The sequence below is a fragment of the Mesorhizobium sp. M0166 genome, from assembly GCF_040322255.1.
Classification (GTDB): Bacteria; Pseudomonadota; Alphaproteobacteria; order Rhizobiales; family Rhizobiaceae; genus Mesorhizobium.
In genome coordinates, this window is the sequence record NZ_JAMYTD010000030.1 from 1 (window position 1) to 26,962 (window position 26,962).

A 26,962-nucleotide genomic window follows, 5' to 3' on the forward strand; every position below is an offset into this window, starting at 1 on the left:
CATCATGCGGCGGCCCTGCGCCGACCGCGAAGAGAAGCGAGTGACCCGCGGGGCGACACGGTCCGAAAAAACGAAACAGGAGCTTAACCTCAACAACCCCAATCAGAGAAGCCTGCTAGATCAATGCACCACATGTTGCGGCAACATGGCATCGTCATCATCGACCGCGTGTGTCTATGCTTACGGTGTGAGCGCAAGTTTCATGAACGACTTTTTGTCGGCCATTGATGCCCCTCGCGTAGCTAATTCGCAAATTGCCACTCCAACGCGTGCGAAGTTATTCTCAGGCGGCACAGCTGTGACAATGATAAGAAATCGCGCCCTGATACCGAAGCCGGCTTCTTACCGGGTATACTTACACTGTAGTTGAATGGTTGCCCAGAGAGACCCTTCAAAATCTCGCGAAATCGCCCTGCCAATACGGCTCGGTAACTACGCTATGGGTCAGCGCGCCGTCGCTTTGCGGCTGAATGCATCGAGCTAGTTCGACGGACTCATTTATTGGCCTACCTGAACACTATGCCGATGCCTCTCCCTCTCCCTGGAAAATTCGGGGGCGGTCGCGACCCAAGGCAGACCGGCGGCCACGCAGTCATGAAACAGTGCGAATATGATCTCGGCGCGCCGCTGATCACAATCTCGCTAATTTAGCTGCCTTCGGTCCACCCGTCCTGCGTGGCGGCCGCGCTTATCGGATATTCGAAGTCGCTAATTTGAGTTAGACTTTGTTTTTCGGGCATGGAGACGGGGGTCTCTGTCATGATCGATTCAGACGTGTTTGACTTTGTCGAACGGTGCAGGAAGCACACAGCTACCGGGCCGTTGCTGAGCGACCTTCTCGAAACGGTGAGGAATCTCGGCTTCGAGCATCTTATCCTTAGCGGTGTGCCGCTCAGTGGCCAGAAACTTGCGCCGATGGTTGAACTGAACGGCTGGCCGGCCGGCTGGTTCGAACGCTATATCGAGGCCGAACATGCCGCGGTGGACGGGGTTTGCATCTACTCGGCAAAGACCCTGAAGCCGTTCCTTTGGTCCGAAGTTCCGGCAAAGTGGTCTGATACCGAGGGCTCACGACGCGTCGCCGGCGAGGCGACGGAATTTGGCATCTGGAGCGGCTTCGCCGTGCCGATGCTTAGCATTCACCATTGGCAATCCGTGCTGTCGTTCGCCTCTTCCGCCAAGTCCTGCACCCTGTCGCCACGCCATCAAGTGCAACTGGTGACCATGGCGGTCTATGCGGGCATGTCGATTCAAGCCTTGGCGAATGACAATGAGGAAGGCGTGCTGACCGACCGCGAAAAAGAGGTGCTGCTCTGGGCCGCCGCCGGCAAGACCTCGTCAGAAACCTCCCAAATCCTTGGTCTGACCGAGCGCACCGTCAAATGGCACTCCACGCGGGCCCGCGAGGCTTTTGGCGTCGCAACGACCACGCAGGCGGTCGTCGAGGCAGTGCGCCGGCGCCTGATCCATCCCTAAACGCGCGTCAACTGTCCCATCGGACAGGTGACGTATATTAGCGCGACTGCGAGTATCCCGTTGAGAACGATCGGGGGATCGCGCCATGATAACAGCCCACGTAGTCAATGCGCATAACAAGCATCTCTACGAAAACGAATTCGACGAGTTTCTGCGCCGCCGGCACGATTTCTTCGTGCATCAAAAGCGTTGGCGCCCTCCACGCCCGGATGGTCGCGAACTGGATCAATTCAATACAGATGCGGCGACATACCTGCTGGGCATTGAAGACGATCGCGTAGTGACTTCGGCTCGATTGGTCCCAACGAGCGAGCCGCACATGGTCTCCAAGGTTTTTTCTCATATGTGCGAAAAATCCGGCGTCCCAAGACGTCCCGATTGGGCCGAATGGACCCGCACATTCGTCGTCCCCGACAAGCGCCCAACCGGGCTGCGCGGCACACTCACCCAGCTGTGCTGCGCGGTGATGGAACATGCGCTGGACGAAGGCCTCAGCGCCGTCGGCGGCGTACAGGAAACAATGGCGCGCCGGATGGCGAGGGAAGAAAACGGCGAATGGTACATCGTCGCGTATATCGAGGTGAGCGATGCGGCGCTGGCGAGCGTTCGCAAGATCCTTGGGATCAATCAGACGTTGCTAGTCCGTCGAGGGGTTCAAAAGCCTTTCATCGATAGCGACAAACATCTGCGACGCCTTTCCGCATAACATGTGGTGAGTCTTGTCTCCCGCGGACCGCAGCAGGTAGCAATACGGACGAGACAGAATGCCAAATCCAAATCCTCCAACCCCTTCTGGTGTGCATGAGGCGTCAGGCGAGGCCTGCCATCAGTTCGCGGACGTGTTCTCGGAGGAAATTGATGTAATCAGCGCACGACGTCACGCTGTCGCGAAAGGGCTGCTTGCAAAGGACCGAAGAGCCCCTGACGAAGACATAGCCAAAATGCTGGAAGAGCAGGCTCGGAGTGTTGATGCTTTGAAAGACAATCACATTCAACTTACCTTGGACCACAACCGGAAATCGACGGACGAACGTGGCCGGGAGTTCCCTGCAGCTAATGGTGCCCACAATCTTACCGGGCTAGCTTTGTCGGGAGGCGGAATACGGTCTGCATCGTTCTGCCTAGGTGTCCTTCAGGCTATTGATGCGCTGAGGGAGGACCATGAGCCTCAGGTTCTGGATAGGATCGATTATCTGTCCACGGCATCTGGAGGAGGATACGTCGGGACCTCGCTTGTCAGCGGGTTAATGCAGAACCAAGGGCGGTTCCCTTTTACGAGCAAACTCGACCAGTCGGAGACGATCGAGGTTCAACATCTGAGGGATCACTCCAAGTTCCTCGCTCCAAATGGCACAACTGATTACCTTATCGGAGCCATCGCGGTGCTTCGAGGCGTCGTGATTAACGCGATAATTTTCCTGGCGATCATTCTTCTGATGGCGGCAGTGACTGTAGCTATCAGCCCAACGTCGGAACACCTTGCGTTGTGGACGGGTGGACTTGGTCTCTTTGGCTGGACCGGCATACTGGCCTGTGGGTTTATAGCGAGCCAGATCTTGGTCGCGATCATGGGACCACCGCCTCGCTGGAACCTCAGGATGAGGGAGAAGTTTGCGAAGACAATGCTGCTGTTGCCGCTGTTCGTAATCATAGTCGCTCTCCTCGAATTGCAGGCGTACGTTATTCAGTATCTTCTGCTCTACGAGACCGGCTACTGGTCGAATTGGTTCTCAACTTCTCTCCCACAGCTATGGACTGGCCTCGCTGCTGTAGCTGGAGTGCTGGCGGCGGCAGCTGGCAAACTTTCGTCCATTGTCCGGGCAACATTCGGCGACACTACGTTTGTGGGAACCCTGAAACGGCTAGCCAGCAAAGCGGCACTCTACCTCGTGGCAACGATCATTCCGCTTCTGCTCTGGGGGCTGTACATATTCTTCTCATACTGGGGTATCCGACACAGTATGGACAAGCCCCCACCAGGTCACCTTGAAGTTCCGTCGTGGCTGACCTGGTTGTTGGTCCACGATCCACTAGCAGGTACACCGGCCTTATTCTATCTCTGGGTTGGTGGGATCGCCGCGTTGGCGGCAATCTTTGTCGCACCCAATTCGGGATCGCTTCACTACTACTATAGAGATCGGCTAAGCCGCGCATTTTTGTGGCGCCGAGACGAATTGGAGAAGGCAGCCAAAGCCGAGAATCAGCCCCTTCCTTCCGTCGAGAGACATCTCGTTCCCACCACCAAGAGTCAGACCCTCCCCCTCAAAGGTAGGCTCAACGGGTGGATCGCCGAAGGGCGGAAGCGCTTCAAAGCAGAGCCTCCGATCGACGTCGACAAATTTAGATTCTCCTCCCTGAAAAAGAAGAAAGGTGCGACCTGGGACGACGATGTTCGCTTCTCTCCATATCTGATCGTCAACACTGCGGTTAACCTCGAAAGCTCCAAATATCTGAACCGTAGGGACAGAAATGCGGACTCGTTTATCTTCACGCCGCTTTTCATGGGAAGCGAGGCCACCGGCTTTGTGAGGTCTGGCCTCATCGAGAGGATTGACAGGAACGTTAACCTGGGGACCGCAATGGCCGCCTCGGGTGCGGCGGCAGCCGCAAACATGGGATATCAGACGATCAAGGCTCTTACATTCAGTCTCGCCGCATTGAACGTGCGCCTCGGCTACTGGCTTCCAAACCCCCGGCGGGTACTCAATTGGGATTGGAAGAGTCGGCTCATTTCCCGGCTCGGACCGCTGTACTACGCTCAAGAGTCGTTCGGTTGGCTCAACGAGAGAACCAGAAACGTGTATCTCACAGACGGAGGCCACTTCGACAATCTGGGCTTGTATGAACTGCTTAAGCGGCGTTGCCGGCTCATCATCGCGGTTGATGCTGAAGCTGATCCTGCCATGAGGTTCACCTCATTCATTCGCCTGCAAAGACACGCGCGTATCGATCTTGGTGCGCGCATCGATCTTCCGTGGGAGGTCTTGCGCAAACGGACAAAGGAGGTAAGCGATCCCAACTGGGAAAGGCCCATCATACCCGAGCGACATCAGGGGCCGCACGTAGCCGTGGGACGGATTGATTACGGGAAACTTGGCAGTGGGGTAATAATTTACATAAAGTCTTCGATATCGGGCGACGAAAGTGACCTTGTCCTTGACTACCAGAAGAGTTGCCCTCAGTACCCCCATGAGACCACGGCAGACCAGTTCTTCAGCGAAGAGCAATTCGAAGTCTACAGGTCTCTGGGCTTCCACGCGACCCACGGTTTCCTCAATGGAGCGGACTCATTCGGCCTCTTCCCTGCCGATCGGTACGAAAACTGGATTGATGATCTCAACGGTGTACTTACCTACGTCAACCTGCCGAAAGCGGCGATCGAGAACATCGTCGCACGAGCAGCTGAGGGACCTCGATAGGCCTTGCCTCGCGTAGCACACTTCAAGGAAACCTCGCCGTGCCGTCGCAAGCTATTGCAGCGAACCGCGCAACAAAAAGTTCGCGGTCTGACTCAGAGAGGGCGGACAATGCAACCAACATTTATCAGTCATGTATTAAACTGCCTTCAACGATCCGCTCGGCGGATCCTGAGATGGTTTGCTATGTTCACCACGCCGATCGCCAGCGGTTTCACTGATCTCCTTGCTTTTCAGGCTTTCCCATGGTTTGAATTGTGCTGGCAGCGTGATTGGGCAATCGTGCTTGCAACCAGCGCACAGACTGCAAGGATGCTTCTCGCTACCAGATTTATTTCAGTGAGCGCACCCGGGTCCGACTGCGGGATCGACGGGTCTCGGGGGGGGGTAGTTGACATGACTGCCTATGGCCGAAAAGGGAGGGGACAATGCTGACACCTGAACAGGGCGACCAAGTTGTAGTTGAGCCGACTTATATGGGGGACATTCGGTATTGCTTTCGAGATAGAGATATCGACCATATGGGACAGAAAGGGTTCGACCTGGGCTCCTACGAGGGGGTCAAAAGAAATGCACTCGCCGTTTATGCACACACTGGTCCGGAAGGGGACATGCCGCCTGAAAAGGAGGCAAAATGGAGTTCAAACCGGAAGCAGACATTTCTAAACTGGATCTTGCGCAGCTATCCGGTCGGCACGCCTAAGGAGCAGGCACGTTTGCAGCTCGTGGCTCCCCGCACTCCCTCCCGTCTGCGGAAAAACGTCCGCAACTTGACCGCTGGAGAGGCCGCCTTGCTCAAGAGAGCATTCCAGGGACTGATGGACCGTGACCCGTTGGATTCAAACAGCTACTACGCTATCGCTGGCCTGCATGGTCTGCCGGGCTCATGGTGTTCTCATCACATCAATCAATACAATCCTTGGCACCGCATTTTTCTAAGAACATTCGAGGACGCACTCCGCTCGGTTCCTGGTTGCGAGGGCGTAACCCTTCCCTACTGGGATATCGAGACACCGTTGCCTCCGTTGCTGTCGGAAGACCCATTCGCTACCTACACGCTGCCTATCGATCCAGGTTTGCAGTCACAGGCACCTCAACCAGGCAAATACTACCCATACACGATCGAGCGCAATGACCCTGCAACCATCGAAGCCAATGTGAAAGCCTTCGGGATGCTCGATGATATCGAGACGTCCCGTTCACAGACAATGTGGGGCGCATACAATCAAGGCGGCTATCAAAAGTTTAGCATACAGGCTCATGATTCCGGACACCTCTCCATCGGTCCCACAATGGCCGCGCAAGAGGTAGCAGCTTTCGACCCGGTCTTCTGGTTCTTTCACTGCAACCTCGATCGTCTTTGGCTTGAGTGGCAACAATCAGTGGATGCCACGACTCTTCAAGGCTTCAAATCAACAGTTACCGGAGACATGACTTGGCTAGATGGTCCGGCCCCCTTAGACAGCCTGCCGCCATTCATGTCAACAAACGCCCAGTCGATTGAACTGGACGTCGGTTATGAAGGAGACGCAAGTGTGAGCGATACTCCAGTAGCATTCGAAAACACCTTCGGGAGCTTGTCTGCTGATCGAAAGTTCAAGATACGAAAAGACGCTGTGTCCATCCGCGTGAAAAATATTGCGCGGCTCAATATTCCGGGATCGTTTATCGTCAACTTGCTGGCCGATGGCAAAGTGGTGGCTCGTAGAGCTTTCTTTCAACCCGACGCACCTAAGAAGTGCGCGACGTGCGCCAAGCAGGAGCTAGTGAACTTGGACTTTCGCATCGAACAGAAGAAGGTCGTCGGGCGGGAGATTTCCATTTCGATAGAAGTGCCTTCGCAAGCTGAAATAGGAGCAGCCTTCCCTCTTGGCGGTGCTGGCAGTCCAACGATCAATGCGAGGCTGCTGCTCCAAGACCAATAGACGCCGCCCCAGGCGCTTAGCGCTAAAACGACGAGGAGAATTTGAGGTGAAGCTGGGGATCCCTGTTTATGACGGCGTTAACCTGCTTGACGTCGCGGGACCTCTCGAGATGTTCACATGGGTCGGCGAGAGCAAATTGTCGGCGAAGATCGTGTCTTCAGACGGCGGTTCTGTCACCACAATGAATGGTGTCCGCTTTGAAGCGCACGCCAGCTTTGCAGAATCGCCGGAATTTGAGGTCTTGTGGGTACCTGGCGGTGCACCCTCGGCGCTCAGTCTGATTATGTCCGACCAGGCATCATCCTATACAGCTTACCTGCAGCAGGTCGGACACGGCGCCAAATGGGTCTGCTCAGTGTGCGAAGGCGCTCTCCTTCTGGCGCGAGCTGGCTTGCTCGATGGACATCGGGTCACGACACATTGGGCCTTCACCGAATGCCTGCGGCGATTTCCTAGGATCCAGGTCGCAGCCGGACATCCTCGCTTTGTCGTTTCGGGGAACCGCCTCACGGGAGGCGGCATCTCCTCGGGGCTTGATGAGGCCTTGCAACTGATTTCGATGCTGTTTGACGAACAGACTGCGATAGGGGTTCAGATCACGACCCAGTACTTTCCTGAGCCACCTGTGGCCGGCGAAATTCCGTCGCCACCACCGATCTGCAGGGTGCAGTGGTGAACCGTGAAACGAACGCAATCGTTGCATCATCAATGGAGACAATAGCAGGATTCGCGTCGGTAGATTGGGTGGCTGCAAGTCGAGCTTCCTCACCGCCGTTCTGCTGGCGTTTGCGCCTGCTGCTGCCGTGGCAGGAACGGCAACGCCGCCAATCTTTGCACTGAAGTAGTTTTACGTCTCGTCTAACGGAGATCGATATGGCCAGTGGCATGACGTCTATTCGAATGCATCGTGACGATAAGGCCATGGATTTGACGTTAAACTCCGTTCAGCCGAACGTAGCCGAGACGTTGCGTCAACTCGATCCCGAAAGCGCCGCGCCGCTACATCGACGCAGTTCTCGGTTCGGGGCCGAACACGATTGCTCGCGCACCGACCATGAACGACTTGGCGGCCGAATATAAGGTGCTTGGCATAGACCGGATTCCATTTCTGGAACACCAATATGTAAAGTTTCGCCAATACTTCCACAAAATACCGGTCTATGGCTCTCTGGTTACGGTTGAGCTGGATAAAAGCAACGAATTCGTCTCAATAAACACGAGTGTTGGAGACCCCTCGAATGTGGATCCTCTATCGTCAATTTCGCCCAAAAAAATCATCGGCACGCTTGCAGAGCGCCTAGACGTTCAAGAGTCGGTGGTCAGGATGGAACGTGATAACATCTAGGGGATATAGCGAAAACAAGGTCCATAGTTTCCAGCGCCGTCGGACCGTGGCTTGGTGACCAGCTCGGAGGCAGCCGTACCCATTTCGCCCATCTCTTCGAGCGCCGAGAAGAGAGACGACGCGTCGCCGTTCAGCCAGGCTGCCTCAAGAAAACGAAGCATGCTCGAGTAACGTTGATCAAGGGTATGAATCAGGTCCCACGTTGCAAGATCCGGCACATCGGCCTGCAGATAACCACCTACCGGAATGTCGGCCATGTCCCATACATCGGGAAGCAGCACCGGCGCGGAGGGATCGTAGCGCCACTTCCCAGTCGCCGGATCCTGATTGAAGCGCTTTTCATTGTAGATCTCGCCGAAGCGATAATAGTGCGCGAGATCGCCAGGCCCCTCCTCGGGAGTGACATTCGACCCTTCACCCTGCAAGTTGATGAGTTTGATGGCATCTTGAACCTTAGCAATTGTTCCGATCTTGAACAAACCGAGGGAGGAGAGCTGCCGGTCGAGGGTGAGCGTCGGATTCAACTCTCGGAAGGCCTCCAATATCGCCGCATAGAACTCGCCGATCGAATCGAAGGCCTCTGTTGCCGCCACGAGCGCCAGCGGTCCATCCTGCGGGTACTCGATGTCCATGAATACCTTGGCCTGCGCCTTGTCCAATTTTCGCAACGGCACGATCAGTCCCGGACGGACGCCGGCGGGCAGTGGACCTGGATAGTTCGGTATAACGGCAGGGTCGGTAAGCAACGGCGTGGCGCCAATCGCGACCAGCAAATTGCAAGCAAGCCCGAAGTGGGCCATCTCCTCGCGCCAGATCTCTCTGATCGAGCGCTTGGCTTCGTGTGTGGCGTCCTTGATGGTCCAGTACGCGGTCAGGTAAGGCGGAATCGTCGCCAGCTCAAGCTGGATAGCGATCTGCAACGCGTCCTTCAGCCACTGAAGATCGCGCTTGGGCGACGTCTCTGCCATCAGCGCCGCGACGGTCAAGCGTCCGGCGCGCGGCGCCGCCAGAGACAGGGTCGGCGCCGCAACGCGACGTCCTTGCGCGCGTACGGCAGCCGGCGTGTTTCCGAGTGTGACGATGCTGCTTGCGGTCATGTCATCAGCGGTCAGGCGAACGATGTAGTCGCCCGCGGGGAGCGTAGCGCCGAGGTCGTCCTTCCCCACCCACTCGAATGTCCGCCAGCCATCACGCGGCTTGATCTCGTCGAGCAGCCGCCCGAATTCGAGACCGAAGCGGTCCCAGACATCGAGTGTCAGGCGTTTGGTCCCCGCCGGAATAAGCATCGTGATGGAAGCAGATGGCCCCACAGCGGCGATGCGTCTGTCCGGCAACAACTCGGCCGCCCTCCCTTGCGCCGCGACCATCGAGACCTCAGCGATGGGCACCGGATCGGATGAATATCTGTAGACAGTGTCGCCCGAAGCATATCCCATCGACACCGGGTTTCCGAAGAAGCGAAAGCGGTTGATGAACTTGCCAATCTCGTTGGAGGCAGTCCATGTCGCGCCGCCGTCGAGCGTGGCGCTCGAGTAGCCCTTCGATAAATCACTTGAGCCCCAGCCGCCAACCCAGCCGCGCCGCTCATCGAGGAAGCCGACCCCTTCAAGGTTTGCGTTGCCTTGGCCGTCGTTGACCTCCACCCGGCTCCAGGTATGCCCGCCGTCGGTGGTCTTGGCGACCGCCGCCGCAGTGAAATTTTCAAGCGAAACGAAGCCGACTCGATCGTTGACGAAGAAAATCTTCCAGCCCCACTCGCCTAAGGGGAACTGGGCCTCCTGCCCGGCCAGCCGGTTAATCCAAGTGCCGCCGCCGTCCGTCGTTTCGAGAATGACAGGTTTCACCTTGTCTCTGGTTGTCGGGGTGCCTTCGGCAGCCCTGCCACCGACCACCCAGCCATGCAGCGCATCCGTGAAATAGGTATCGATGAGGATCGATGCATGCGCCGTCATGTCCCACGCCGACCACGTGGCTCCGCCATCGGTGGTCTTCATCATAGCCGGGACGTCGTTGGGCCGGTTTGAGCCCGAGGCGTACACAACTAGCTCGTTGACGACCGATAATCCGCACACGGCCGCGGGTGCATTCGCCGGCAGTGGCTTCACCTCGTCCCAGTTAGTTCCGCCATTCGTCGTTCGGTAGAGCCGTCGATTTCGGGTGAGCGTCCCAACCCATCCGAAGTTCGCGTTGGCAAAGGCGACAGAGCGCAAATATACGCCGGGCGCCGAATGCTGGACCACCCACGCACCACCGCCGTCTTCCGTCTTGATAATGTTGCCGTCGCTGTTCACGGCCCAGCCTACGCGCGGATCGATGAACCAGATATCGTCCGTCCGGGAGCTGGCAGTCGGTGCGTTTGTCTTGCGCCACGTCAGTGCGGCCGCAATCGGGATTTCATCCTCCAGGCAGCCTTCATTGATCCACGTCTCGATGAACGCGATCTCGGAAGCGGCCACGGGGTCGAGTCCCGACGGCATGCGACTGAACGAGGCATCGTCGGGCGCGTTGGGAAGGTCAGCGCCGAACGGCGGCTGCCCTTTGAGCGCCTTGACCAGATTGGAGCCTGCGCCGTCGCCAACGGTGATCAACTGCAAGCCGAATACTTTCTTCGCGACAAAGTCGTTGCGCGTGATGTTGCGCCAGAAGGCGCCATGGAAGCCGACGGATGCGTTCGAGCCTCCGACAGCGCCGTCAAGTATTTCGATAACGCGTTGGAATCTAGTCACGCTGTCGCCTCCTCCGGATTCAATAATTCTCTTGTTCGACTCTGTTCGCCTGTCTTCATCTTCTGCACGCAAAGCTACACGTGATCGACCAGGTCATGATGCCGATGGCCAGGAAGACTGCACTGGCACGAAGCTGGTAACAGCTCCGGAGAGCTGCCAAATCTTTGGTGAAGCCTTCCCGCCTGCGAAAGAGTGCCTAGTTCCGACCACGTATCTGCAGTGCAGCATGATTGCATTTCGAGTGCATCATGATTGCATTTCCCTTGCAACAATAATCGCGGGGCATTACTATGGTACCGATAACTGACCTAAATATTCAAGTATAGATTGCCTAAATGGGCGCGTGCAGCGCCTTCCGTGCCGGCGCGCGCTTGTCGGCCGGTCGTGTCGCTCAAACGACCGTAGTGGACGGAGAATTGCATGGCCATCAGCGACATCAAAGAAATCCGCCTTTTGCCCTCACTCGCGATTGCACGGTTTGGCTCGTCGGCCGAGCCTATGGATAACTACGACGTCGTCCTGCCGCCGCACGATCCAGCCAATGGCCAGGACGGCACTGGCTTCCGGAGCCTCGTGCCCGCGCCAACGCTCATCGTGGTTGACGGAGGCATCTCCCAGGAGTCCACGCCCGACCGTGTCGCTTTCCGCGATGCCGAAGGGCGGGTGAAGCCAGTTGCTCCGTTTCTAGAGGTCTGGGCTCGCTTTGAGGATGACGGCAACTTGGAGCCCCTTACGCGGCAGCATCTGACAGACCTCAAGCTGAAACCACGCGACATTAGTTGGCGTGTCGAGGTCGTAAACCAGAAAGCCTTTCGCCGGACCGGCGATGCGAACGATCGCGTCACAGCCACTGTCGACGACATCCGCGACCACACGCAGAGACCGCTTAAGGGAACCGCCGGCAACTTCAAGGCCGGCAAATCAATTCCATTCGGGGACGTCCAGTATATCAAGCCCACGCCGAAGTTTCCCGAGATTCGACTGCGCTTCACGCCGGCAGCCGGCCGCGTGTTCGGGCCGCGCGCCGGCGATCCCAACCTTGTCGACGATGTCTACGACTCAGCCACAGGAAATTGGGACAACTATCGTGACGATCTGCCGAACGTGCCGCTTGGCACAAATCCAGGCGGCATCTATGCCAGCGGCCAAGACGGCGTCAGTCTCGGTTATTTTGACGACGCCTGTGATGGCCTCATCGAGGTCAAGCTGCAGGTCAATGGCGTCGAGCGCGCGGCTCATGCGCATGTTGCGTCGGGGCCGCCGGATTTCGCACCCGACAGCTATCACGTGCGCACCGTCAGCGACGAGTTCGAACAGATCTTGCACGGGCATGAAGTACCCGGTGATGTGCCACGCACTGAAATGATTGATATCATTCGCCGCGCACTCGAAACGGTGCGGCTCATGAACACCGAAGCCATGAACGGCAGCCCGCCCTTCCTCGGGACGACCTCCAACATGTCCGGGCACGACGCCCGGCCCAATAGCCCCGGACGCGCGCTGGAGCCGATCTTCCTTCCAGCAATAGTTGAAGAAACGCAGGTGCGCTCCTTTCACGCGGAAGCTCTGGCGGCGCTGCTCGACGGCGCGCAGCCGTGGTTTGCCAATATCCTTCGGCGGCCGGAGAATGCAGGCGACCTGACAAACGCCGGGCGTCGGCGGATGCCGGCGATGATGCGAGGCGGGGACGCGGAGCATCTGACGCTGACACGCCGGCAGATCGCCAAGATCGAGGCGGCCGCCGCCGGCCGGATATCCGACGGGCTGATCGTCGCAAGCGCGATGCCGGCAATCGCCGCCGACACGGCGGAGGACGATATGCGCGCCCTGATCGCTCATTTTCGAAACCGCGCACCCTTGCACCGGGCAATCGATGTGGATGGCAGCGGAACGCTCGGCGACCTGTTCGCCGACGACACGAGGCTGATGGACTATCTGAGGACCGCTGTCGCCAAGGGAAGCGAGGCGGGGCCTGTCGAGGGCCAGCCGCTGGTCACACCCGGCGACCCGGACGCCTCCGCCTTCGTGCGGCTGCTACGGCGCGCGGATCATCCCATGTCGGCGCCGTACTCGCGCGTGGTGCCCAATACCGGAGGACGCACGGGACTGGAAATCGTCGAACGCTGGATCCGCTCACTGCCGATGGCCTGAGCCTTCCGACACATCACATTATGCGGGGGTACCGACATGCCGTCCATTGAACCGAAAAACGTCACCGCACAAATTTTGCATCGAGCCCGAGGCAACCCGCCGTCGACGACCGGGTACACCGCCATTTCGAACTGCTTCCCCGGACTCGAATTCGATATCCGCAGCCTCCTGCGGCATATCTTCGTCGGCGTCGTGCTTCACGAGTCGCTCCCCTTCGTCGTCGAAATCGAACCCGGCGGTCCGCAGGAACTCGCGGGCAGCCAAGACTGGCTTCTGGTCGAAGTTGAAGGCAATCAACTGATCGGTAGCACCATGGGACCACGGCAGCCGAACGGCCCAAGCGAGCAACTTGGCGCTTTTGGGCTGGAACGGTTCAATGCCTTGGCGCCAATCTTCCGCAACGTCGGTCAACGCGTACGCTGCGTGTTTGTCAACACCGGGAGCAACCAGCAGGTCGAGATCAACCTTGAGGTTCGCTCGATCCTCGAGCGGCGGACCAGCAGCACTGGCCAGCAGGAGACGGGGCCAGCTTTGTCGAAGGACATGGCGGCGCCCGGCGATCTGACGCAGGGCTTGTGCTCGCCCTGGTCGGCCGACTTCCTGGAGTGCGGCTGCTACTACTGGGCCGCGAGCAGACCGGACCTGGTCAATGCCGAGGCCGGAGCCGATGGCAAGATTGATGGACACAACTGGCGGCACCGCGACCGGACGGCGGCCACCCCGCCGCAATACTCGATCCGGAACAGCGACCTAGTGACCTACGAGGAACTGTATCGCGATTGGGAAGGCGCGTTGAAATTCATCGTCGGCGGTAGGGACGAGACATGAGCGCCTTGCCCCTCGCCTCGGCGCCGGTGGATCGTCGAGCCCACCTCTTCGATGTTGACGGCGCGCCGCATCTGTTCCTCGCAAACGGCTCACGCGTCTATGGTTTGGCCGATGATAACGTGTCGCGCGTCTTGGCCGCGCTTAAGGACACCGACGCCGGCCACCTCGATCGCCTCCTCTTCGATTTCGGCCTCGATGCGCCCCCGTACATCGAAGCCGCTGCGCCCACGTCCTTCCCGACGCGCGCGCTGTCGCTAGCGGTGGCGCAAAAATGCAATCTCGGCTGCACGTACTGCTACGCGCAGGGCGGCGAGTTCGGCGGCCCGGCACGCAGCATGGATCACGAGATCGCGCTTGCTTCAGTCGACCGGCTGTTCGAGAACGCCCGGGCCGGCGAGCGTGTCAATCTCGCCTTTCTCGGCGGCGAGCCGCTGGTCAACCGCGAGGTCATCGTCGCAGCCACGCGGTACGCCTTGCAGCGGTCGCAGGCCACAGGCGCCGAGGTTGGCTTCTCCATCACGACCAACGGAACGCTGCTGACGCCGGAGGACGGTGCCTTCTTTGAGCAGCACGGCTTCGCCGTCACAATCAGCCTGGACGGCCTCGGCGAGGTGCATGATCAGCAACGTCCGACCAAGTCGGGTAGAGGCACCTTCGAGCGCATCGTCGCGCGCGTCGCGCCGCTGCTTGCGATGCAGCGGCGCATGCAGGTCACGGCGCGTGTCACGGTGACGCCCGCCAACCTGCGCCTGCGGGAGTCGCTCGACGGTCTGATCGACATGGGTTTTCACAGCGTCGGCTTCTCACCGATGCTCGCTTCGCCGACTGGCCAGGGCGAGATGGCCGGAGAGGACATGATGGAGATGCTCCGACAGATGGTCGATTGCGGCCGGGCTTTCGAGGACGCCATCGCCAGCGGCCGTCCCTATCCCTTCGCCAACATGGCAACGGCGCTGGCCGAAATCCATCGCGGCACCCATCGTCCTTATCCCTGCGGCGCCGGCGGGCCTTATCTAGGCGTCTCGGCGGACGGCGGCTTGTTCGCCTGCCACCGTTTCGTTAACGACGAGATCGGCCGACTGGGTGCGCTCGACAGCGGAGTCGACGGTGATCGTCAGCGCGACTGGCTGGCCGAACGTCATGTCGACGCACAAAGCCCATGCCGCAATTGCTGGGCGCGCTATCTCTGCGGTGGCGGCTGCCACCACGAGGTCATCGCCCGCGGCCGTCCGGCTTGCGACTATATCCGCGGCTGGCTGCACTACTGCCTCCAAGCCTATGTCCGGCTGTCGGATGAACACCCGCACCTGTTCATCGCGGAACCGCGACCCTCGGAGGTCGCCGTGGGGTGACCGCCGACGCAATCCGCTGCGATGTTTGCGTCGTCGGGGCCGGACCCGCAGGCGTCGCCGCCGCGCTTCGGCTGGCCGATCTCGGCCGTGATGTGTGCCTCGTGGCACCCTCGCCGTTGGGCAAGAATCGCCGTTGGGAATCGCTGACTCCGGGCGCGTTGAAAATACTCAATGCGTTGGGGCTCGGTACGGCGCTGGCAAATGCCCACTGCCAGCCTTCTCACGTCGCGGCCGTCACTTGGGGCGGCGACGTGAATCGCGCCAGCCATGCCGAAACCACTTTCCTGGTCGACCGCACATGCTTTGACGCCTGCCTGATGGACGCGGCGCGCCGGCGGGGCGTACGGCTATTGACGCCCGCGGTCGCAAGCCGGCCACAGAACATCGGCAGTGCTTGGCTGCTGCCGATCACCACGAACCAGACGATAGCGTCGATTCACGCCGCGCATATCATTGATGCAACTGGACGCAAAGCCCTTAGCGGCGGTAGGCGGCGCAGGCTCTCGCCTGCGACTTTGGCGCTGTGCGCGCGCTGGCGAGGTCGGCCCCATGTGCGCAACGCGACAAGAATTGAAGCCACCGCCGGCAGTTGGCTCTGGTCGGCTAGCTTGGTCGAAGGCATCCACTACGCAGCCGTGTTCGTGGATCCGCGGAGCCTGCGGGTCGCAGGAGACACGCCAGCCGCGACATTTCTCGCAGCGGTCAATGGCAGTTCGTTGCGCTGGGATGGTGCGCTGGGTTCGACCGTTACAGCCTGCGACGCCTCCGCGATCGGCATCGCGCGCGCGCCAGGTATGGACGGCATCATCGCTGCTGGAGAGGCCGCGTTCTCGCTGGACCCTCTATCGTCGCAAGGCATTCAACGCGCACTCGTAGACGGCCAGCAGTCGGCGATAGTCGTCAACACTCTGATCGTGCACCCCGAGCGTCGCGACGTCGCTCTCGCGTTTCATGCGGAACGCCAGGCTGAGGCCGCGTATCGAGACCGTTTGATGTGCCAATCTCTGTATCGCGAACAGGCAATCTCCAACCCATCGCCATTCTGGTCGCGCTATTGCGGACCGGGTGCGCTCCTGAAGCACCTTCCGCGAGAGCCACTCGCCATCGACAGCTTGCGGCCGGAGACCAGGCTTCGATTGAGCCCGCAGGCACGGCTCGAGGACGTCGCTGTCATTGACGGCGATGTGATCGCACTCGCGCCCGCGCTCTTCCATCCTGACTTGGATCGGCCGATTGCGTTCCTAGCCGGGCGGAGCATCCGCAGCCTGCTCGCGCGCGTAATCTCCGGCGTTACAGCAGGGTCGCTCTTCGCTGACTGGAGCGCGGATTCGCTGCCTGAGGGGGCGGCTCTGAAATTGCTACAGTGGTTCTGGCAGCGTCGGTTGCTCGTCGACAATGATTGTACCCCCTTGGTGGAAACCGCAAGTAAAGATGGTTCTGCGTCCGTGCGTTGAACCTGCAACGTCTTGCCGTTGTTGGTCGCAACGACAAAGATCGAGATGTATCATTGCCAAGATCTATGCGAACATCCTTGAGACGGGCGAAAATTTCTGATACACAATGTTTCGAGATACATGTTTATTCCCTCCGGGTATCATAGTGTAATTCCACAAGGAGAGCCCCGCCAATCTCATACCCGATAATATTGTCAACAGGGCTGCGGGCCTGTTCCTATGCCTGGCGACAAACGCTGAGGCAATGGGTGTGCAGAGGGAAAGAGTGAATCTCTCGATGCACTTTGGCGTCGAGAACTATTAGATGGCGTGTACGCTGGCCGAGGCGAGGTCCTCCTACTGACGACGCGCCATCCAGGAGCGCTCATGGCTAAGCGACCGGTATATACTCTTCCCACTGGCGGCGGATAACGGCAGTGTGACGGCGAGTAGCATGCCTCTTGCCAGGGTTTATTAATGCTCTTAGTCTCGATGAACTTGGGGAGAATTCAGTCATGCTGGTGCGCGTGTTCGCTGTTCTCGCGGTTTTGCTTTCCACGGCCACAGCCGAGGCCGCAACCTGCACTGTTCCAAGCTACAATACGTTCTATACGATCCCTGCTAATCACACCGCCGCCGAGGCTTTCAAGGGAAATTTCGACTATCCGGCGGCGACGAGCGAGCCGCTGCCTAGCTTCTTGTCTATCAACTACCATGCAGACTGGAAAGCGTACCTCTGGGCTGTTCTGGACTACGCCTACGAAGGCAACAATGCGGTCGATTTCGACGTCACCAAGAACAGCGTCCGGGGCTGGTACCATGCTCTCTGGATGCACGTGGGCGAAGACGGCCGAGAGTTCTTCCACGGGCTCACTCAGGAACGTCCGACGAGGCCCAACCAGCTCAAAGAAAATACCAGCACGACCTTTTTCACCTGGGCTGTGGGGTACTACAACAGCTTTGGGGCAACGACGTTTGCCAAGGTCTATGCTGATCCGTGCAATCCGGCCATCGACAGCATCCTGTTTCCGGTCGGGACGGTGTCGTTCAAACTGCTGTTCACATCGGCGACCGAACAACAACTGCCTTACCTCGCCGGCGCGCCCATCTGGAAAACCCACACCGGTAGCGGCAACGGTCGCGACGGCCGTACCGAACGGTCGATGCGCCTGCTTCAGGTTGACATCGCGGTGCGCGACCCGCGGGACAGCGCTACCGGCTGGGTCTTTGGCACCTTCGTCTATAACAATGCCGTGGCCGATTCTGACCCATGGCGTCGCCTGCGGCCCGTGGGGCTGGCCTGGGGAAACGATCCGACCGTTGTGCCGGGACAACCGCTGCTCGAGAGCGTGACCGATCCGACGCTGGAATCTATCCTGTTTGGTTGGACCGGACGTGAAGAGCTGGGCTGGGGTGGACGCGCCAATGGCCCGGCCGACAACCTTCTGAGCTCTTGCCTCTCTTGCCACGCGAGTGCGCAGTTCCCGCGCAGCGACGACTTCGGTAATGTGCCGCCGGCGGGAGCCGTGACTGACGTCTCCAAGCGGCTCACCGACTACTTCCGCAACATCAAGGCGGGCGAAGTCTTTGACCTCAAGACCAAATTCTTTGGCACTCCGGAAATCGTCGACGCCGCTTCCGTGGACTATTCGCTGCAGCTGCAGCGTGGACTTGAGAACATGTGCAGCGAGGCCAAGGCTGGCAGCGCACCGTTCGATGTCGCGGGCGTCCCAACGATTTGTTTGCCGCCGCAGCTCAACGTCGGTGGACCGGCGCTTGCGCCTGACACTCCAGCGGACGCCTTCGAACTGCTACAGTCGATCGACTTCGATAGTCTGGTCAACAACCCGGTACGCTAGGACCGACCAGCTTTTCTCAACGAGTTTGGGGGCTCTCATGGATGGACAGAACGACTTCTTTACGTGGCAGAGTCTTGCGACCTTTGCTGGCACGGCGACGGCCACGACCGCCATCGTCAATGGCGTGCGTAGCGTGTGGCCAACGGTCGGCTCGGCAGCTGCGCTGGGCCTCGGTGTCTCGCTGGTGTTGTGTCTCGTCGCTGCGGTTATCGATCCGGCTACGGGACAGATCGTTTTTGCGCGCCCGTTTGCGACCTATCTGATAGCTATCGTCAACGGCTTCTTCGTGTTCGCGTCCGCTGCGGGGCTTTCGGCCGGCGGCGCAGCAGTCGTACACGGTGAGACCAAGAATGCTGCCACCCCCCGGGGGGCGGATGGCGCAACAAATGCACGGACGCCCGCGCCACGGTTCTGGAAGAGCTGGTTCTAGAGCTTGCCCATGCTCAGTGCAGACGCGCGGCGCTTTTCGGAAACGATGCATGCAGTTGTCGTCGGCGTAAGCTCATACGCCGGCTCCGGTCTGCATGATCTGCCCGCCTGCGCGCCAGAAGCCCGCCAGGTTTCAGAAGCTCTTTCTTCAGGCCATGCCTGTGGCGTGCCTGCCGAACAGGTGCATCTAGTTACGGAAGATGAGGCAGGCCCCACGGCAATCGCTGACAAGCTCGCGACCGTCGCAAACGGCTGCAGACAAGACGACATCCTGCTCTTCTATTTTGCTGGCCATGGGGAAGCGGACGAGACCGACGGTTTCATCCTCCGCACCGCCCCCGACGCTGGCGGATCAAGCCGTCTCGGCCGAGGCCAGATCGTAAATGCCATCTCCGCCACGGCGGCGCGCGGCGTGCTGATCATCCTCGATTGTTGCGGCGGCGCCGGTCTCGCCGAGAATGCCCCAAGTTTTCTACAAAGCCTGGGTGGCCATGATTTCAGACTGCTGCTAAGTGCCTCGCGTGTCGGGCAGTCGTCCTGGGAGCTGCCCGACAAAGGCTCCCTTTTCACGCGCCGGTTGCTGCTTGCACTTCGCGGGGATGCCAGGGTTGGCGATTCGGGCCAAATCTATTTCAGGGACTTGGTCGATTATCTCCAGGCCGGCGTCGCCGAGGACGCTGAGGCTAAGCTCGGCCATCGGGATGCGCAAACACCGATCGTTGCCGGCAGCCTTGCGGAAGATCCTCTGCTTTTCTTGCATCGGGATCTGACACTGGCGCAACTGCGCGTCCGCACCCGGCGCATTACCTCTGAAACCCTGCGCCGTCGCGTAGCAATGACGGCAGGCAGCATTGTCGGCCTCGTATTGCTGGCTGGCATTGGCTACTGGGCGTTCCTCGACTCCCACCAATATCTCCAGCTGCGCGGCGATAACTTGGTCCTGGTCCACGGTTACCCAGGACTGAGTGGTTTTGGCTTGCCTCGCGACGATTGGACCTATGCTTTGGGGCCCTCCGACATAACAGACGATGGTGCCCTGTCGAACGCTACCCCATTGTTGCTCGATCGCCAGACCTCACCGGAAAAGGCGATGTTGCACTATTTGAACCCCAACGCGCGAGGCGCAGTACTGTGGTGGCTTGGGGATACCGGAGCCGCCCGCGCAGCCCTTTTCGAGGCAGCGGCGAAAGGCTCGAATCCTGGACCTGCTCCTGATCTTCTGGCCGATATTGTCGAGCCATCGGACACAATTATTCTTGCTGACCTGGTCAGCCGATTGAACCCATCGGCGCCGGCCAATCTGGTCATGGCGCTCAAGCAGATCGATCCCGATGTTGCCTTAAACCGCTTCGACGAGTCCCCTGCCGGTGCCAATAGCGGGTCGCGGCTCAATCTCCTGGTCAGGTGGAGCGGCGCTTGCACCGATGTTACCCAAGCGTGGTTCGACAATGCGATCGCCAGCGATATCAGCGGGGTCGCGTTCCCGACGGCCACGCAAGCGATCCTGAGAACCCCCCAGTGCAAACTACAAGTCGATCGGGCCATCGACGCGCCCCTCTCCTACATCGACGATGGCATCAACACGCTGCGCCTCACCAACGTCGAAGGGTATGCCCAACTGCGCGCCGTCCTCTCCGGCATGCTCGGCAACCCCGATGCAGCCGTGCGCGATAAGCCCGACTTGCATGCGCGACTTTCCCGCTTCTGGCGCTACCTCGACGAGGCACCCTGCGCGGACTGGCTGCTGGACCCACAGCTGCCCCGACAGGCCGATGCACTCATTGATGCTGCCGTCGCGGCAAGCAGACATTGCCCAAACTTCTCGATTAATGCCCGCATTATCGACAACACAGTCCTCGTCGAACTCCATCGGCCAGCCGGAGCCTTATTGCTCGCCCAACTGCCACTTGATGGGACGCTGGATGCAGCATCTTTCGCACCTCTCATCGCCTCGATTGACGCCAAAGCTCCGAACTTGGGCGACGTCATGCTGGCGATGATCACTGCGACTGGGAGCGCAGAACTTCGCATCTTTCTTGCCGACCAACTCCGGATTGCTGGCGTCGCCGCACCAGACATCGTGGCTCTTCGCATAGCAGGACGACCCGACCTCGATCAGCACCTGTTGCGTTGGCTGGCGGCAAGTAATGCCCCGGCTGCGGCGAAGCTCTGCCTCGAACTGCTCCTGACTGGCTCGGCCGATACACCGCTAATCGAGACCCTGGCCTTTTTAGAAGTCGACGAAACTCAACGAGCAACGCTGACTGAGCTCGCCGGCCGCCAGAACCTCATTGGCCGAACCACGCTCGGCATGCTCGTCGGACCGCCTAAACTGGCAGCGGCCCTGCTGACCTCACCCGATGCCAGGGTGCGAGCGCTCGCTACCCGCTACGTCATTGCCCGCGATGACCGGGGAGCAATTCTCAACGAGGCCGCCGCGGCCTTGCAGCACGCAGATTTCAATTTGATCGCCGCGCGTCACGCCAATGACCGATTGGTTGGCCTTCTGGCCGATCTTGAGGCCTTGCCAGAATGGGCGCGTCCGTGGAGGGCGCACTGGATCGAGCAATTGGAAGTCGACGACAATGGCTTATCATTGGCGCTCGAGAAGGCGATGGGCAGGCTGGGAATTTCCTAGTCTAAAGGCGTGACGCTATTCGAGCCGCTCGGAGGAAGGGCACGCCGTCCGGCCTGCCGTGTCTCCTTCGACTGGCGTTGACACGAGCTCGGCCGCCGTGACGGACAGGTTGTGCATGCCTTCAAGGATAGCGGGATACAGGGACTTTGGCGTCCGGGTCAGCGCCTCTTCAACCTGAAGCAGGAACCGGGTGTAGCTCTCGTTGAAGGCCGCGTTGAGCTTCGCGGCAACGGTTCCCGCTGCATAGTCCGACTGGCGTCCGTTGGTCATGAGTGGCCACACCTGGGTGAAATCGACGCCGATGAGGTCCCCGGTGGGCAAGCCAGCCGGATCGTCTGACGGCAGATAGCGACGCCGGTGCGAGAGCTCCTTGAACCGGTAGTAGTGTCCGATCTCAAAGGGCTCGCCGAATCCTGCCGCCCCGCCGTTGCCTGGTACCCAGGCGCCTGGCCGATAACCTGCAGCAAGGCGTTCTTCGCGCTTGTGAGATCATGCACCGGTGAAAGCTCACCCCCAGACGACCAGTAATAGTCCGGTCCGAGCTGGCGTGCCAGGTCGCCGATGAACAGGGCCGCCGGGTAGATTGCATTGAGATCTTCGAGGTCGGCGATGATGCTCATGTAGAAATCGCCGATAGTGGGCTCAGGGATGTCCAGTTCCGTTCGGAACGTGGTCACCGTTAGAGTGCTCGGTTCCTCGATACTTGAAAAGGTTTGGAGGCTCGCCGGCGAGAATGCGGCGAGATCCACCGGGAAGCGGCGATCTTCAAAAGGCATGCCCTTGAAGTTCAGCGTCACCGGATAGATTGGCACCGCATTTCGTCCTAGCGAGACGCCGCCGCCAATACTAGTCATGACGTTCCCGACCAGTCAGATGCAGCATTTCCTCGACCTCGGCACTGCGAATGGTCTCGGCGGCGGCACGATTGGCGTCCTGCTTCGAGCTATATAGCGCCGTGAGGTATGGCGGGATCCTGGCCAAGCACGCAGCCGCTGATCGAAGGGGCAGCAAGCTCGGGAACCGATTTGTCGGCCGCGGCTGCCACCATGTTGAGCGCCCTACCGGCGGTGACTGTTCTCCCTGAGCGCAGTTTTCCAGTGGCTTGGCGAGCTTGCGTTCGGGCCGACAACGACTGTGGGAGTTGACCCGAGGGACTGAAGCCGCCCAACCATCCCAGGCGGCCGTTAGTCGAGCGCTGCACTGCCGCACTCTGAGATCAGCATGCTTACGACCCACCAGCACTTGGCCGAGCCACAGCGGTCGGGGTGAATTGACGCTATCTATCACCCATACCATCAATAGTTCCTCAACGCTGGTTCCCCGAGCACGGCTTCTTCGCTAGCGACAACGGACGCGTCGACTGGACCCTAGGCGAGGTGTTCTCCGGCGCGTTATCGGGAGCCACACTACGGATCGACTGAAGACGGCGGATGATGCGAGCGACTTCGCCACTCGCCTGGACCCGCGCCATCGAGTTGCCTCCGCTGCCCATCGTCGTTAGCCGGCATATTACGCGCGCAGGCTTTCCCTGCTTCAGCCCGCGTGTTGCCGGGGCTACGACCATTGCCGACCCCCCTCCGCTTAAGTTCTATGGATGCGCAAAGACTGCGCGTTTTTCGCGGTTGGCTATCGCCTTTCGAAATTCTGCAAGTAGTATGTGGCGAAAGACTTAGGCGCATTTAGTCTCGTAAAGAGGAGGTGTACAATGGCCGAAGGACTTCCATTACCCTGGCCCTTCCCGTGGTCTACCCGCAGCTCGTTGCTGCGCAAACATGCACGGCAGGACAGATCAAACCAAGCGCCAGCAGGGTTCAAGTCTGCTGCCGTCGAGCCGATCGCCGCTATTCGATCGAGCGCGGAGAGAGCGCTCGCGGAATTTGGACTGACGTTGCCACAGGTGAAAGCTACGGAACTTTATCTGATCCGCGGACTGACAACCTACAAATCCTCCGAGGGTGAAGTTATCGGCGTGATCTATCCGCCAGAGTTCCTCTACGTCCTCGACGTTGGTACCCCAACGCGAATTGGCGGCAGCTTTCAATGGCAGAATCTGGGAACTGGCGATCCGACCTTCCCTGACCCATCGAAATTGACGTTGCGCTCGATCATCGGCGACGATGATGCACACCTAATTTACCCAGTCGTGCCTGGATCGCTTCTGATCGGGCTCAAGCCCGGCACACCAGAGGCCGACGTTCGTGCAGCTCTCGAGAAGGAAGGCCTCAAAGACATCGAGTACCTGGATTTCTTAGCCTTTGCCCGCTGTGCACCGTTCCAAGAATCGGATCTGGCTGCCACGCTCGGCGGAAAACTTGATTTCGCCACCTATATCGAGGTCGATCATGTCGTTCGGCTTATCGATTTCTCGCCGGGATGGCGGGTCGAACGGCTGCTTTAGAGTCAGAACAAGACATGGGCCAAGGCTTCTTGGCCTAGAAAAACCTTGGTTGCGGAGAGGGCGATGAAGGCACGGGGCATCCTCGTCAAGGTGAACGTGCGGGCGCATTGAGGAGGCGTTCGGATGGATCAAGACGGTCGCCGGACAGGCGAAGACGAAGTTGCGTGGCCGCGACCGCGTCGGATGGGCCTTCACCTTCAGCGCCGCCGCCTACAATCTAGTGCGGCTACCGAAGCTGCTAGCGGTGCCGACGTGACGCGCGAATGCCTGGCTGCGATCCCGGACACCTCGATCTCCGGCCGCCGGGTGGCGCGTGAACTGACGGAACTGATCGCCCGGCGCGGCAAGCCGGGCATGATCGTCTCCGACCACGGCACCGAGTTCACCTCGAACGCGATCCTCGCCTGGTCGAAGGATCATCAGGTGGAATGGCACTTCATCGCGCCGGGCAAGCCGATGCAGAACGGCTTCTGCGAAAGCTTCAACGGGCGGATGCGGGACGAGTTGCTGAACGAAACCCTGTTCTTCGGCCTCGACCATGCCCGAACAACCATCGCCGAATGGGCAGACGACTACAACCGATCGCGCCCACATTCGGCGCTCGGATACATCACGCCTGCGGCTTATGCCGCCAATCTCACCGCAACGGACGATCGGCCGATCGGCTGCGCAACCCCGACCAGCTCCGCCGATCACCCGTTGCTCAACCCGCGCCATACGACGTAAAACCCGCCGAGGCTCTAACTGCAGCCGGATGAAAATTCAGCGGCAGGTCACAGCCCATGCCCCATGTCGCGGTTCTTCGAGAATACCGAATGGTCCCAAGCAGCAGCATCGACGCCGATGCCGACGAACCAGCGGAACAGAAGATCGTGTTCGAGCGCTCCATCAAAAGCCGTTCCGAGCGGATCGAATAGAACGCTGCAACAGCATCGCCCGCAGCAGCTTCTCCGGTGGGATCGACGGCCGCCCGATCGGCGAGTACAGCGCCGCGAACTCCCGCTCCAGTGCCGAAAGCGCCTCGTTCACAATCGCCCGAATCGTCCGCAACGGATGATCGCGCCGCACCCGCACCTCAAGGTCTACGTAGCTGAACAACTCGCCACGGAACTTAGGCGAGAACATCATCTCAAGCAGCGCTGTTATTCAATCACCGTCACCTCAAACAGCGCAGTATCATCACTCGTTTTAAGAAACAAACTGTCGCGTTTGCTAATCGTCAAGACTTCGCCTTCTCGCATCGGATGGGATGTGCCATTGATTACTGCCGTTGCATCGCCTGCGACTAAATTGATGACCCTGCTCTTTCCGGGCGCAACTTCAGCGCTCTGATTCCCAAGGAGCGAGTATTTCGAAACCAGAACCGTCTTTGGTGAAAGCACCCGGATGCTGTCTTCGCCAGGCGCCCCAAACGGGACCAGGAGCTGGCCTGCGAATTCGTCTCTCAAGACGAGGTCGGGTGCTTTCACTTCCTGCTCGACCAAGACGTGGGCCTCGGTCAGTGTTCGCCTAGTCAACGGTTCTTCTGCATTTTGCGCAATGCCAGGAGCCGCCCAGGATATTGCGGTCCAGACAGTGCACCACCACAACGTATTACGGTTCATCACTGAGCTCCCACGGCTAACGGCTAGGCCGCTCCCTGACGCGCGCTACGCCAGCCGACCAAAAGTAACCGGGGCTATCAGTCGGTCCGAAGCGCATATAAATAGCCTGCTGTCGTTGCGACGTAAATCCTGTCGGAAGTCAGTACCGGTTCTCCGGAGATGGCTCCTTGGAGCGGAACCTCAGCCACGACCTTCGGATCGGGGACGAGACGAAATCCAAACTGCGTGCAGTTCGGCGTCTCAACATCGGGGTGCTCGCACCGATACCCGCTCGCCGGTTCGATGCTTGGGTCGGCGAAGGCTACAAGCCACCCAGAACGGGTGCCAACAAAAATGAACCCATCTCGTCCGCTCGGCACACCGAGAGAGTAGGCTTCGCCAGGCGTGGTTCGGGGCACATCAATAATCCACCGCAATCGCTGCTCCGCCGAAGAACACACATTAAAGGAATGAAGGCGAGCATAGTTCGAGATTTTCCTTACATTTATGTTCAAGCCGCCAGCATCGTGACGAAAGTGTCGTTCCAACCGAGACCGGAACGGAGAAACCGTGTGTCCCCGTGCTCCGTCCAATTATTTGTCGGTGCAAACGGGAAGCCAGTTTGTGGGTACTGCCATGCCAAATCCGCCCCGCTCTGGTTCGCGGATTCGGTACGGACGGCGTAAGTCCACCCGTCCTTCATCGTAGAAACAGCCAGCACTCCGCAGGGGCTCTTCATTATAGTCACGCCAGCCGCCCAATCCGGATCATCATCTAACTCGACCGGCACCGGCTGCAATTTCCACTTAAGGCTGCCCGTCAGTCCATCAAGCTTTAGTAGGGCGAGGGCATGATTTGAGACGATCTGATCGCCTGGTCGCAAACCGGCTCGTATGTTCCCGGTCGTCGCATAAACGTCCATCCCATCGGAGGCGAGCGAACTCCAGATGCCTCCGCCGCGCGGCGACGCAGCCTCAAAGGAGAAGTTCGCGTCAAGGCTGCCGTCGCTCAACCGCACCGCCTTAACCGAACCAGCCTGGATTGGATTGTCACAATGGTTGGCGATGCCGACATAGACCCTATCGTTGACAACTAGCGGCGCCGAATAGCCAATCTGCTGGTGAGTTTCCTCGAATGCCTTGGCAACCTCCTGATCGTTCGCAGCTTCATACAGGCTGGTCAGTCCGGTTATCGGCGCTAAAGCATCAGATTTCCAGATAGGGCCCCCGGTCTCGATATCCAAGGCAAAGAGCCGCCCGTCACCGAGTCCCGCACCTATAGAGCGGTCCGGGGCGCCAAAGATTACCGCATTGCGCCCATCGACTTGCGCGATCACTGCGCTTGCGGCAATGCCGTAGCTCGACGGATTACAAGTGAATTGTGAGGTAAGGGGAAGCTCTCCG

General features: G+C 59.4%; 18 protein-coding genes and 4 pseudogenes. 16 read left to right on the forward strand and 6 right to left on the reverse strand.

Annotation, left to right across the window (positions count from 1 at the left end; translation table 11 throughout):
* The first annotated feature begins 759 nt into the window (after positions 1-759).
* The 6 genes from NKJ46_RS25345 to NKJ46_RS25370 all read left to right on the forward strand — a co-directional run bounded on the left by NKJ46_RS25345 (position 760) and on the right by NKJ46_RS25370 (position 8,162).
* Positions 760-1,476, forward strand: a complete 717-nt coding sequence (locus NKJ46_RS25345; protein WP_352668489.1) for a LuxR family transcriptional regulator — start codon at positions 760-762, stop codon at positions 1,474-1,476.
* A gap of 85 nt (positions 1,477-1,561) precedes the next feature.
* Positions 1,562-2,182 carry an acyl-homoserine-lactone synthase gene (locus NKJ46_RS25350; protein ID WP_352668490.1) on the forward strand — a complete coding sequence of 207 codons (621 nt, stop codon included), beginning with the start codon at positions 1,562-1,564 and terminating at the stop codon, positions 2,180-2,182.
* A gap of 58 nt (positions 2,183-2,240) precedes the next feature.
* Positions 2,241-4,895: a patatin-like phospholipase family protein gene (locus tag NKJ46_RS25355; protein WP_352668492.1), complete on the forward strand. Its 2,655-nt coding sequence runs from the start codon at positions 2,241-2,243 to the stop codon at positions 4,893-4,895.
* Between the two features lie 425 nt (positions 4,896-5,320).
* A complete protein-coding gene (locus tag NKJ46_RS25360; protein WP_352668494.1) occupies positions 5,321-6,817 on the forward strand; it encodes a tyrosinase family protein in 1,497 nt (498 codons plus the stop codon).
* 46 nt (positions 6,818-6,863) lie between these two features.
* The gene (locus NKJ46_RS25365; protein ID WP_352668495.1) at positions 6,864-7,493 is read left to right on the forward strand and encodes a DJ-1/PfpI family protein; all 630 of its coding nucleotides are present in this window, start codon (positions 6,864-6,866) and stop codon (positions 7,491-7,493) included.
* Between the two features lie 378 nt (positions 7,494-7,871).
* Positions 7,872-8,162 (forward strand): hypothetical protein, encoded by a 291-nt coding sequence (locus tag NKJ46_RS25370; protein WP_352668496.1) that lies wholly within the window; start codon positions 7,872-7,874, stop codon positions 8,160-8,162.
* Here the strand turns inward: NKJ46_RS25370 and NKJ46_RS25375 are convergent.
* The gene (locus tag NKJ46_RS25375; protein WP_352668498.1) at positions 8,159-10,888 is read right to left on the reverse strand and encodes a ferritin-like domain-containing protein; all 2,730 of its coding nucleotides are present in this window, start codon (positions 10,886-10,888) and stop codon (positions 8,159-8,161) included. The two genes, NKJ46_RS25370 and NKJ46_RS25375, sit on opposite strands and share 4 nt — an antisense overlap.
* Positions 10,889-11,308: 420 nt before the next feature.
* Here NKJ46_RS25375 and NKJ46_RS25380 point away from each other — a divergent pair, with 420 nt between their 5' ends.
* The 7 genes from NKJ46_RS25380 to NKJ46_RS25410 all read left to right on the forward strand — a co-directional run bounded on the left by NKJ46_RS25380 (position 11,309) and on the right by NKJ46_RS25410 (position 21,578).
* Complete coding sequence (locus NKJ46_RS25380; protein WP_352668500.1) at positions 11,309-13,039, forward strand: hypothetical protein; 1,731 nt, start codon at positions 11,309-11,311, stop codon at positions 13,037-13,039.
* 36 nt (positions 13,040-13,075) lie between these two features.
* Positions 13,076-13,867 carry a hypothetical protein gene (locus tag NKJ46_RS25385; protein ID WP_352668501.1) on the forward strand — a complete coding sequence of 264 codons (792 nt, stop codon included), beginning with the start codon at positions 13,076-13,078 and terminating at the stop codon, positions 13,865-13,867.
* Positions 13,864-15,219 (forward strand): radical SAM/SPASM domain-containing protein, encoded by a 1,356-nt coding sequence (locus tag NKJ46_RS25390; protein WP_352668504.1) that lies wholly within the window; start codon positions 13,864-13,866, stop codon positions 15,217-15,219. Before NKJ46_RS25385 ends, NKJ46_RS25390 begins: the two co-directional genes overlap by 4 nt.
* Positions 15,216-16,673 (forward strand): flavin-dependent monooxygenase QhpG, encoded by a 1,458-nt coding sequence (gene qhpG, locus NKJ46_RS25395; RefSeq protein ID WP_352668506.1) that lies wholly within the window; start codon positions 15,216-15,218, stop codon positions 16,671-16,673. The genes NKJ46_RS25390 and qhpG overlap by 4 nt, the downstream gene beginning before the upstream one ends.
* A gap of 494 nt (positions 16,674-17,167) precedes the next feature.
* Positions 17,168-18,511 carry a hypothetical protein gene (locus NKJ46_RS25400; protein WP_352668508.1) on the forward strand — a complete coding sequence of 448 codons (1,344 nt, stop codon included), beginning with the start codon at positions 17,168-17,170 and terminating at the stop codon, positions 18,509-18,511.
* Positions 18,512-18,548: 37 nt separating this feature from the next.
* Positions 18,549-18,941: a hypothetical protein gene (locus NKJ46_RS25405; RefSeq protein WP_352668510.1), complete on the forward strand. Its 393-nt coding sequence runs from the start codon at positions 18,549-18,551 to the stop codon at positions 18,939-18,941.
* A 9-nt stretch (positions 18,942-18,950) separates the two neighbouring features.
* Positions 18,951-21,578 (forward strand): caspase family protein, encoded by a 2,628-nt coding sequence (locus tag NKJ46_RS25410; RefSeq protein ID WP_352668512.1) that lies wholly within the window; start codon positions 18,951-18,953, stop codon positions 21,576-21,578.
* Between the two features lie 15 nt (positions 21,579-21,593).
* Here the strand turns inward: NKJ46_RS25410 and NKJ46_RS25415 are convergent, their stop codons facing one another.
* Positions 21,594-21,848 (reverse strand): hypothetical protein, encoded by a 255-nt coding sequence (locus tag NKJ46_RS25415; RefSeq protein ID WP_352668513.1) that lies wholly within the window; start codon positions 21,846-21,848, stop codon positions 21,594-21,596.
* Positions 21,845-22,874: pseudogene (locus tag NKJ46_RS25420) on the reverse strand (ferritin-like domain-containing protein). The gene NKJ46_RS25415 and the pseudogene NKJ46_RS25420 overlap by 4 nt, the downstream one beginning before the upstream one ends.
* Positions 22,875-23,283: 409 nt before the next feature.
* Here NKJ46_RS25420 and NKJ46_RS25425 point away from each other — a divergent pair.
* The 3 genes and pseudogenes from NKJ46_RS25425 to NKJ46_RS25435 all read left to right on the forward strand — a co-directional run.
* The gene (locus tag NKJ46_RS25425; protein WP_352668514.1) at positions 23,284-23,976 is read left to right on the forward strand and encodes a hypothetical protein; all 693 of its coding nucleotides are present in this window, start codon (positions 23,284-23,286) and stop codon (positions 23,974-23,976) included.
* Positions 23,977-24,079: 103 nt separating this feature from the next.
* Positions 24,080-24,232: pseudogene (locus tag NKJ46_RS25430) on the forward strand (IS5/IS1182 family transposase); the annotation flags it as partial.
* Positions 24,226-24,734, forward strand: a pseudogene (locus tag NKJ46_RS25435) (integrase core domain-containing protein); the annotation flags it as partial. The pseudogenes NKJ46_RS25430 and NKJ46_RS25435, both read left to right, overlap by 7 nt.
* A gap of 33 nt (positions 24,735-24,767) precedes the next feature.
* On the opposite strand, the pseudogene NKJ46_RS25440 reads toward NKJ46_RS25435, so the two are convergent.
* The 3 genes and pseudogenes from NKJ46_RS25440 to NKJ46_RS25455 all read right to left on the reverse strand — a co-directional run.
* Positions 24,768-25,104, reverse strand: a pseudogene (locus NKJ46_RS25440) (transposase); the annotation flags it as partial.
* A gap of 14 nt (positions 25,105-25,118) precedes the next feature.
* A complete protein-coding gene (locus tag NKJ46_RS25445) occupies positions 25,119-25,580 on the reverse strand; it encodes a hypothetical protein (protein WP_352668516.1) in 462 nt (153 codons plus the stop codon).
* A 490-nt stretch (positions 25,581-26,070) separates the two neighbouring features.
* A complete protein-coding gene (locus NKJ46_RS25455; protein ID WP_502903454.1) occupies positions 26,071-26,802 on the reverse strand; it encodes a hypothetical protein in 732 nt (243 codons plus the stop codon).
* Positions 26,803-26,962: the final 160 nt, after the last annotated feature.

Excerpts from the sequence above, each read along its gene's own strand:
- NKJ46_RS25445 (WP_352668516.1), bottom strand. The coding sequence starts at position 25,580 with ATGAACCGTAATACGTTGTGGTGGTGCACTGTCTGGACCGCAATATCC.
- NKJ46_RS25350 (WP_352668490.1), top strand. The coding sequence starts at position 1,562 with ATGATAACAGCCCACGTAGTCAATGCGCATAACAAGCATCTCTACGAA.
- NKJ46_RS25370 (WP_352668496.1), top strand. The coding sequence starts at position 7,872 with ATGAACGACTTGGCGGCCGAATATAAGGTGCTTGGCATAGACCGGATT.
- NKJ46_RS25390 (WP_352668504.1), top strand. The coding sequence starts at position 13,864 with ATGAGCGCCTTGCCCCTCGCCTCGGCGCCGGTGGATCGTCGAGCCCAC.
- NKJ46_RS25415 (WP_352668513.1), bottom strand. The coding sequence starts at position 21,848 with ATGACCAACGGACGCCAGTCGGACTATGCAGCGGGAACCGTTGCCGCG.
- NKJ46_RS25355 (WP_352668492.1), top strand. The coding sequence starts at position 2,241 with ATGCCAAATCCAAATCCTCCAACCCCTTCTGGTGTGCATGAGGCGTCA.
- NKJ46_RS25345 (WP_352668489.1), top strand. The coding sequence starts at position 760 with ATGATCGATTCAGACGTGTTTGACTTTGTCGAACGGTGCAGGAAGCAC.
- NKJ46_RS25400 (WP_352668508.1), top strand. The coding sequence starts at position 17,168 with ATGCTGGTGCGCGTGTTCGCTGTTCTCGCGGTTTTGCTTTCCACGGCC.
- NKJ46_RS25405 (WP_352668510.1), top strand. The coding sequence starts at position 18,549 with ATGGATGGACAGAACGACTTCTTTACGTGGCAGAGTCTTGCGACCTTT.
- NKJ46_RS25425 (WP_352668514.1), top strand. The coding sequence starts at position 23,284 with ATGGCCGAAGGACTTCCATTACCCTGGCCCTTCCCGTGGTCTACCCGC.
- NKJ46_RS25410 (WP_352668512.1), top strand. The coding sequence starts at position 18,951 with ATGCTCAGTGCAGACGCGCGGCGCTTTTCGGAAACGATGCATGCAGTT.
- NKJ46_RS25380 (WP_352668500.1), top strand. The coding sequence starts at position 11,309 with ATGGCCATCAGCGACATCAAAGAAATCCGCCTTTTGCCCTCACTCGCG.
- NKJ46_RS25360 (WP_352668494.1), top strand. The coding sequence starts at position 5,321 with ATGCTGACACCTGAACAGGGCGACCAAGTTGTAGTTGAGCCGACTTAT.
- NKJ46_RS25385 (WP_352668501.1), top strand. The coding sequence starts at position 13,076 with ATGCCGTCCATTGAACCGAAAAACGTCACCGCACAAATTTTGCATCGA.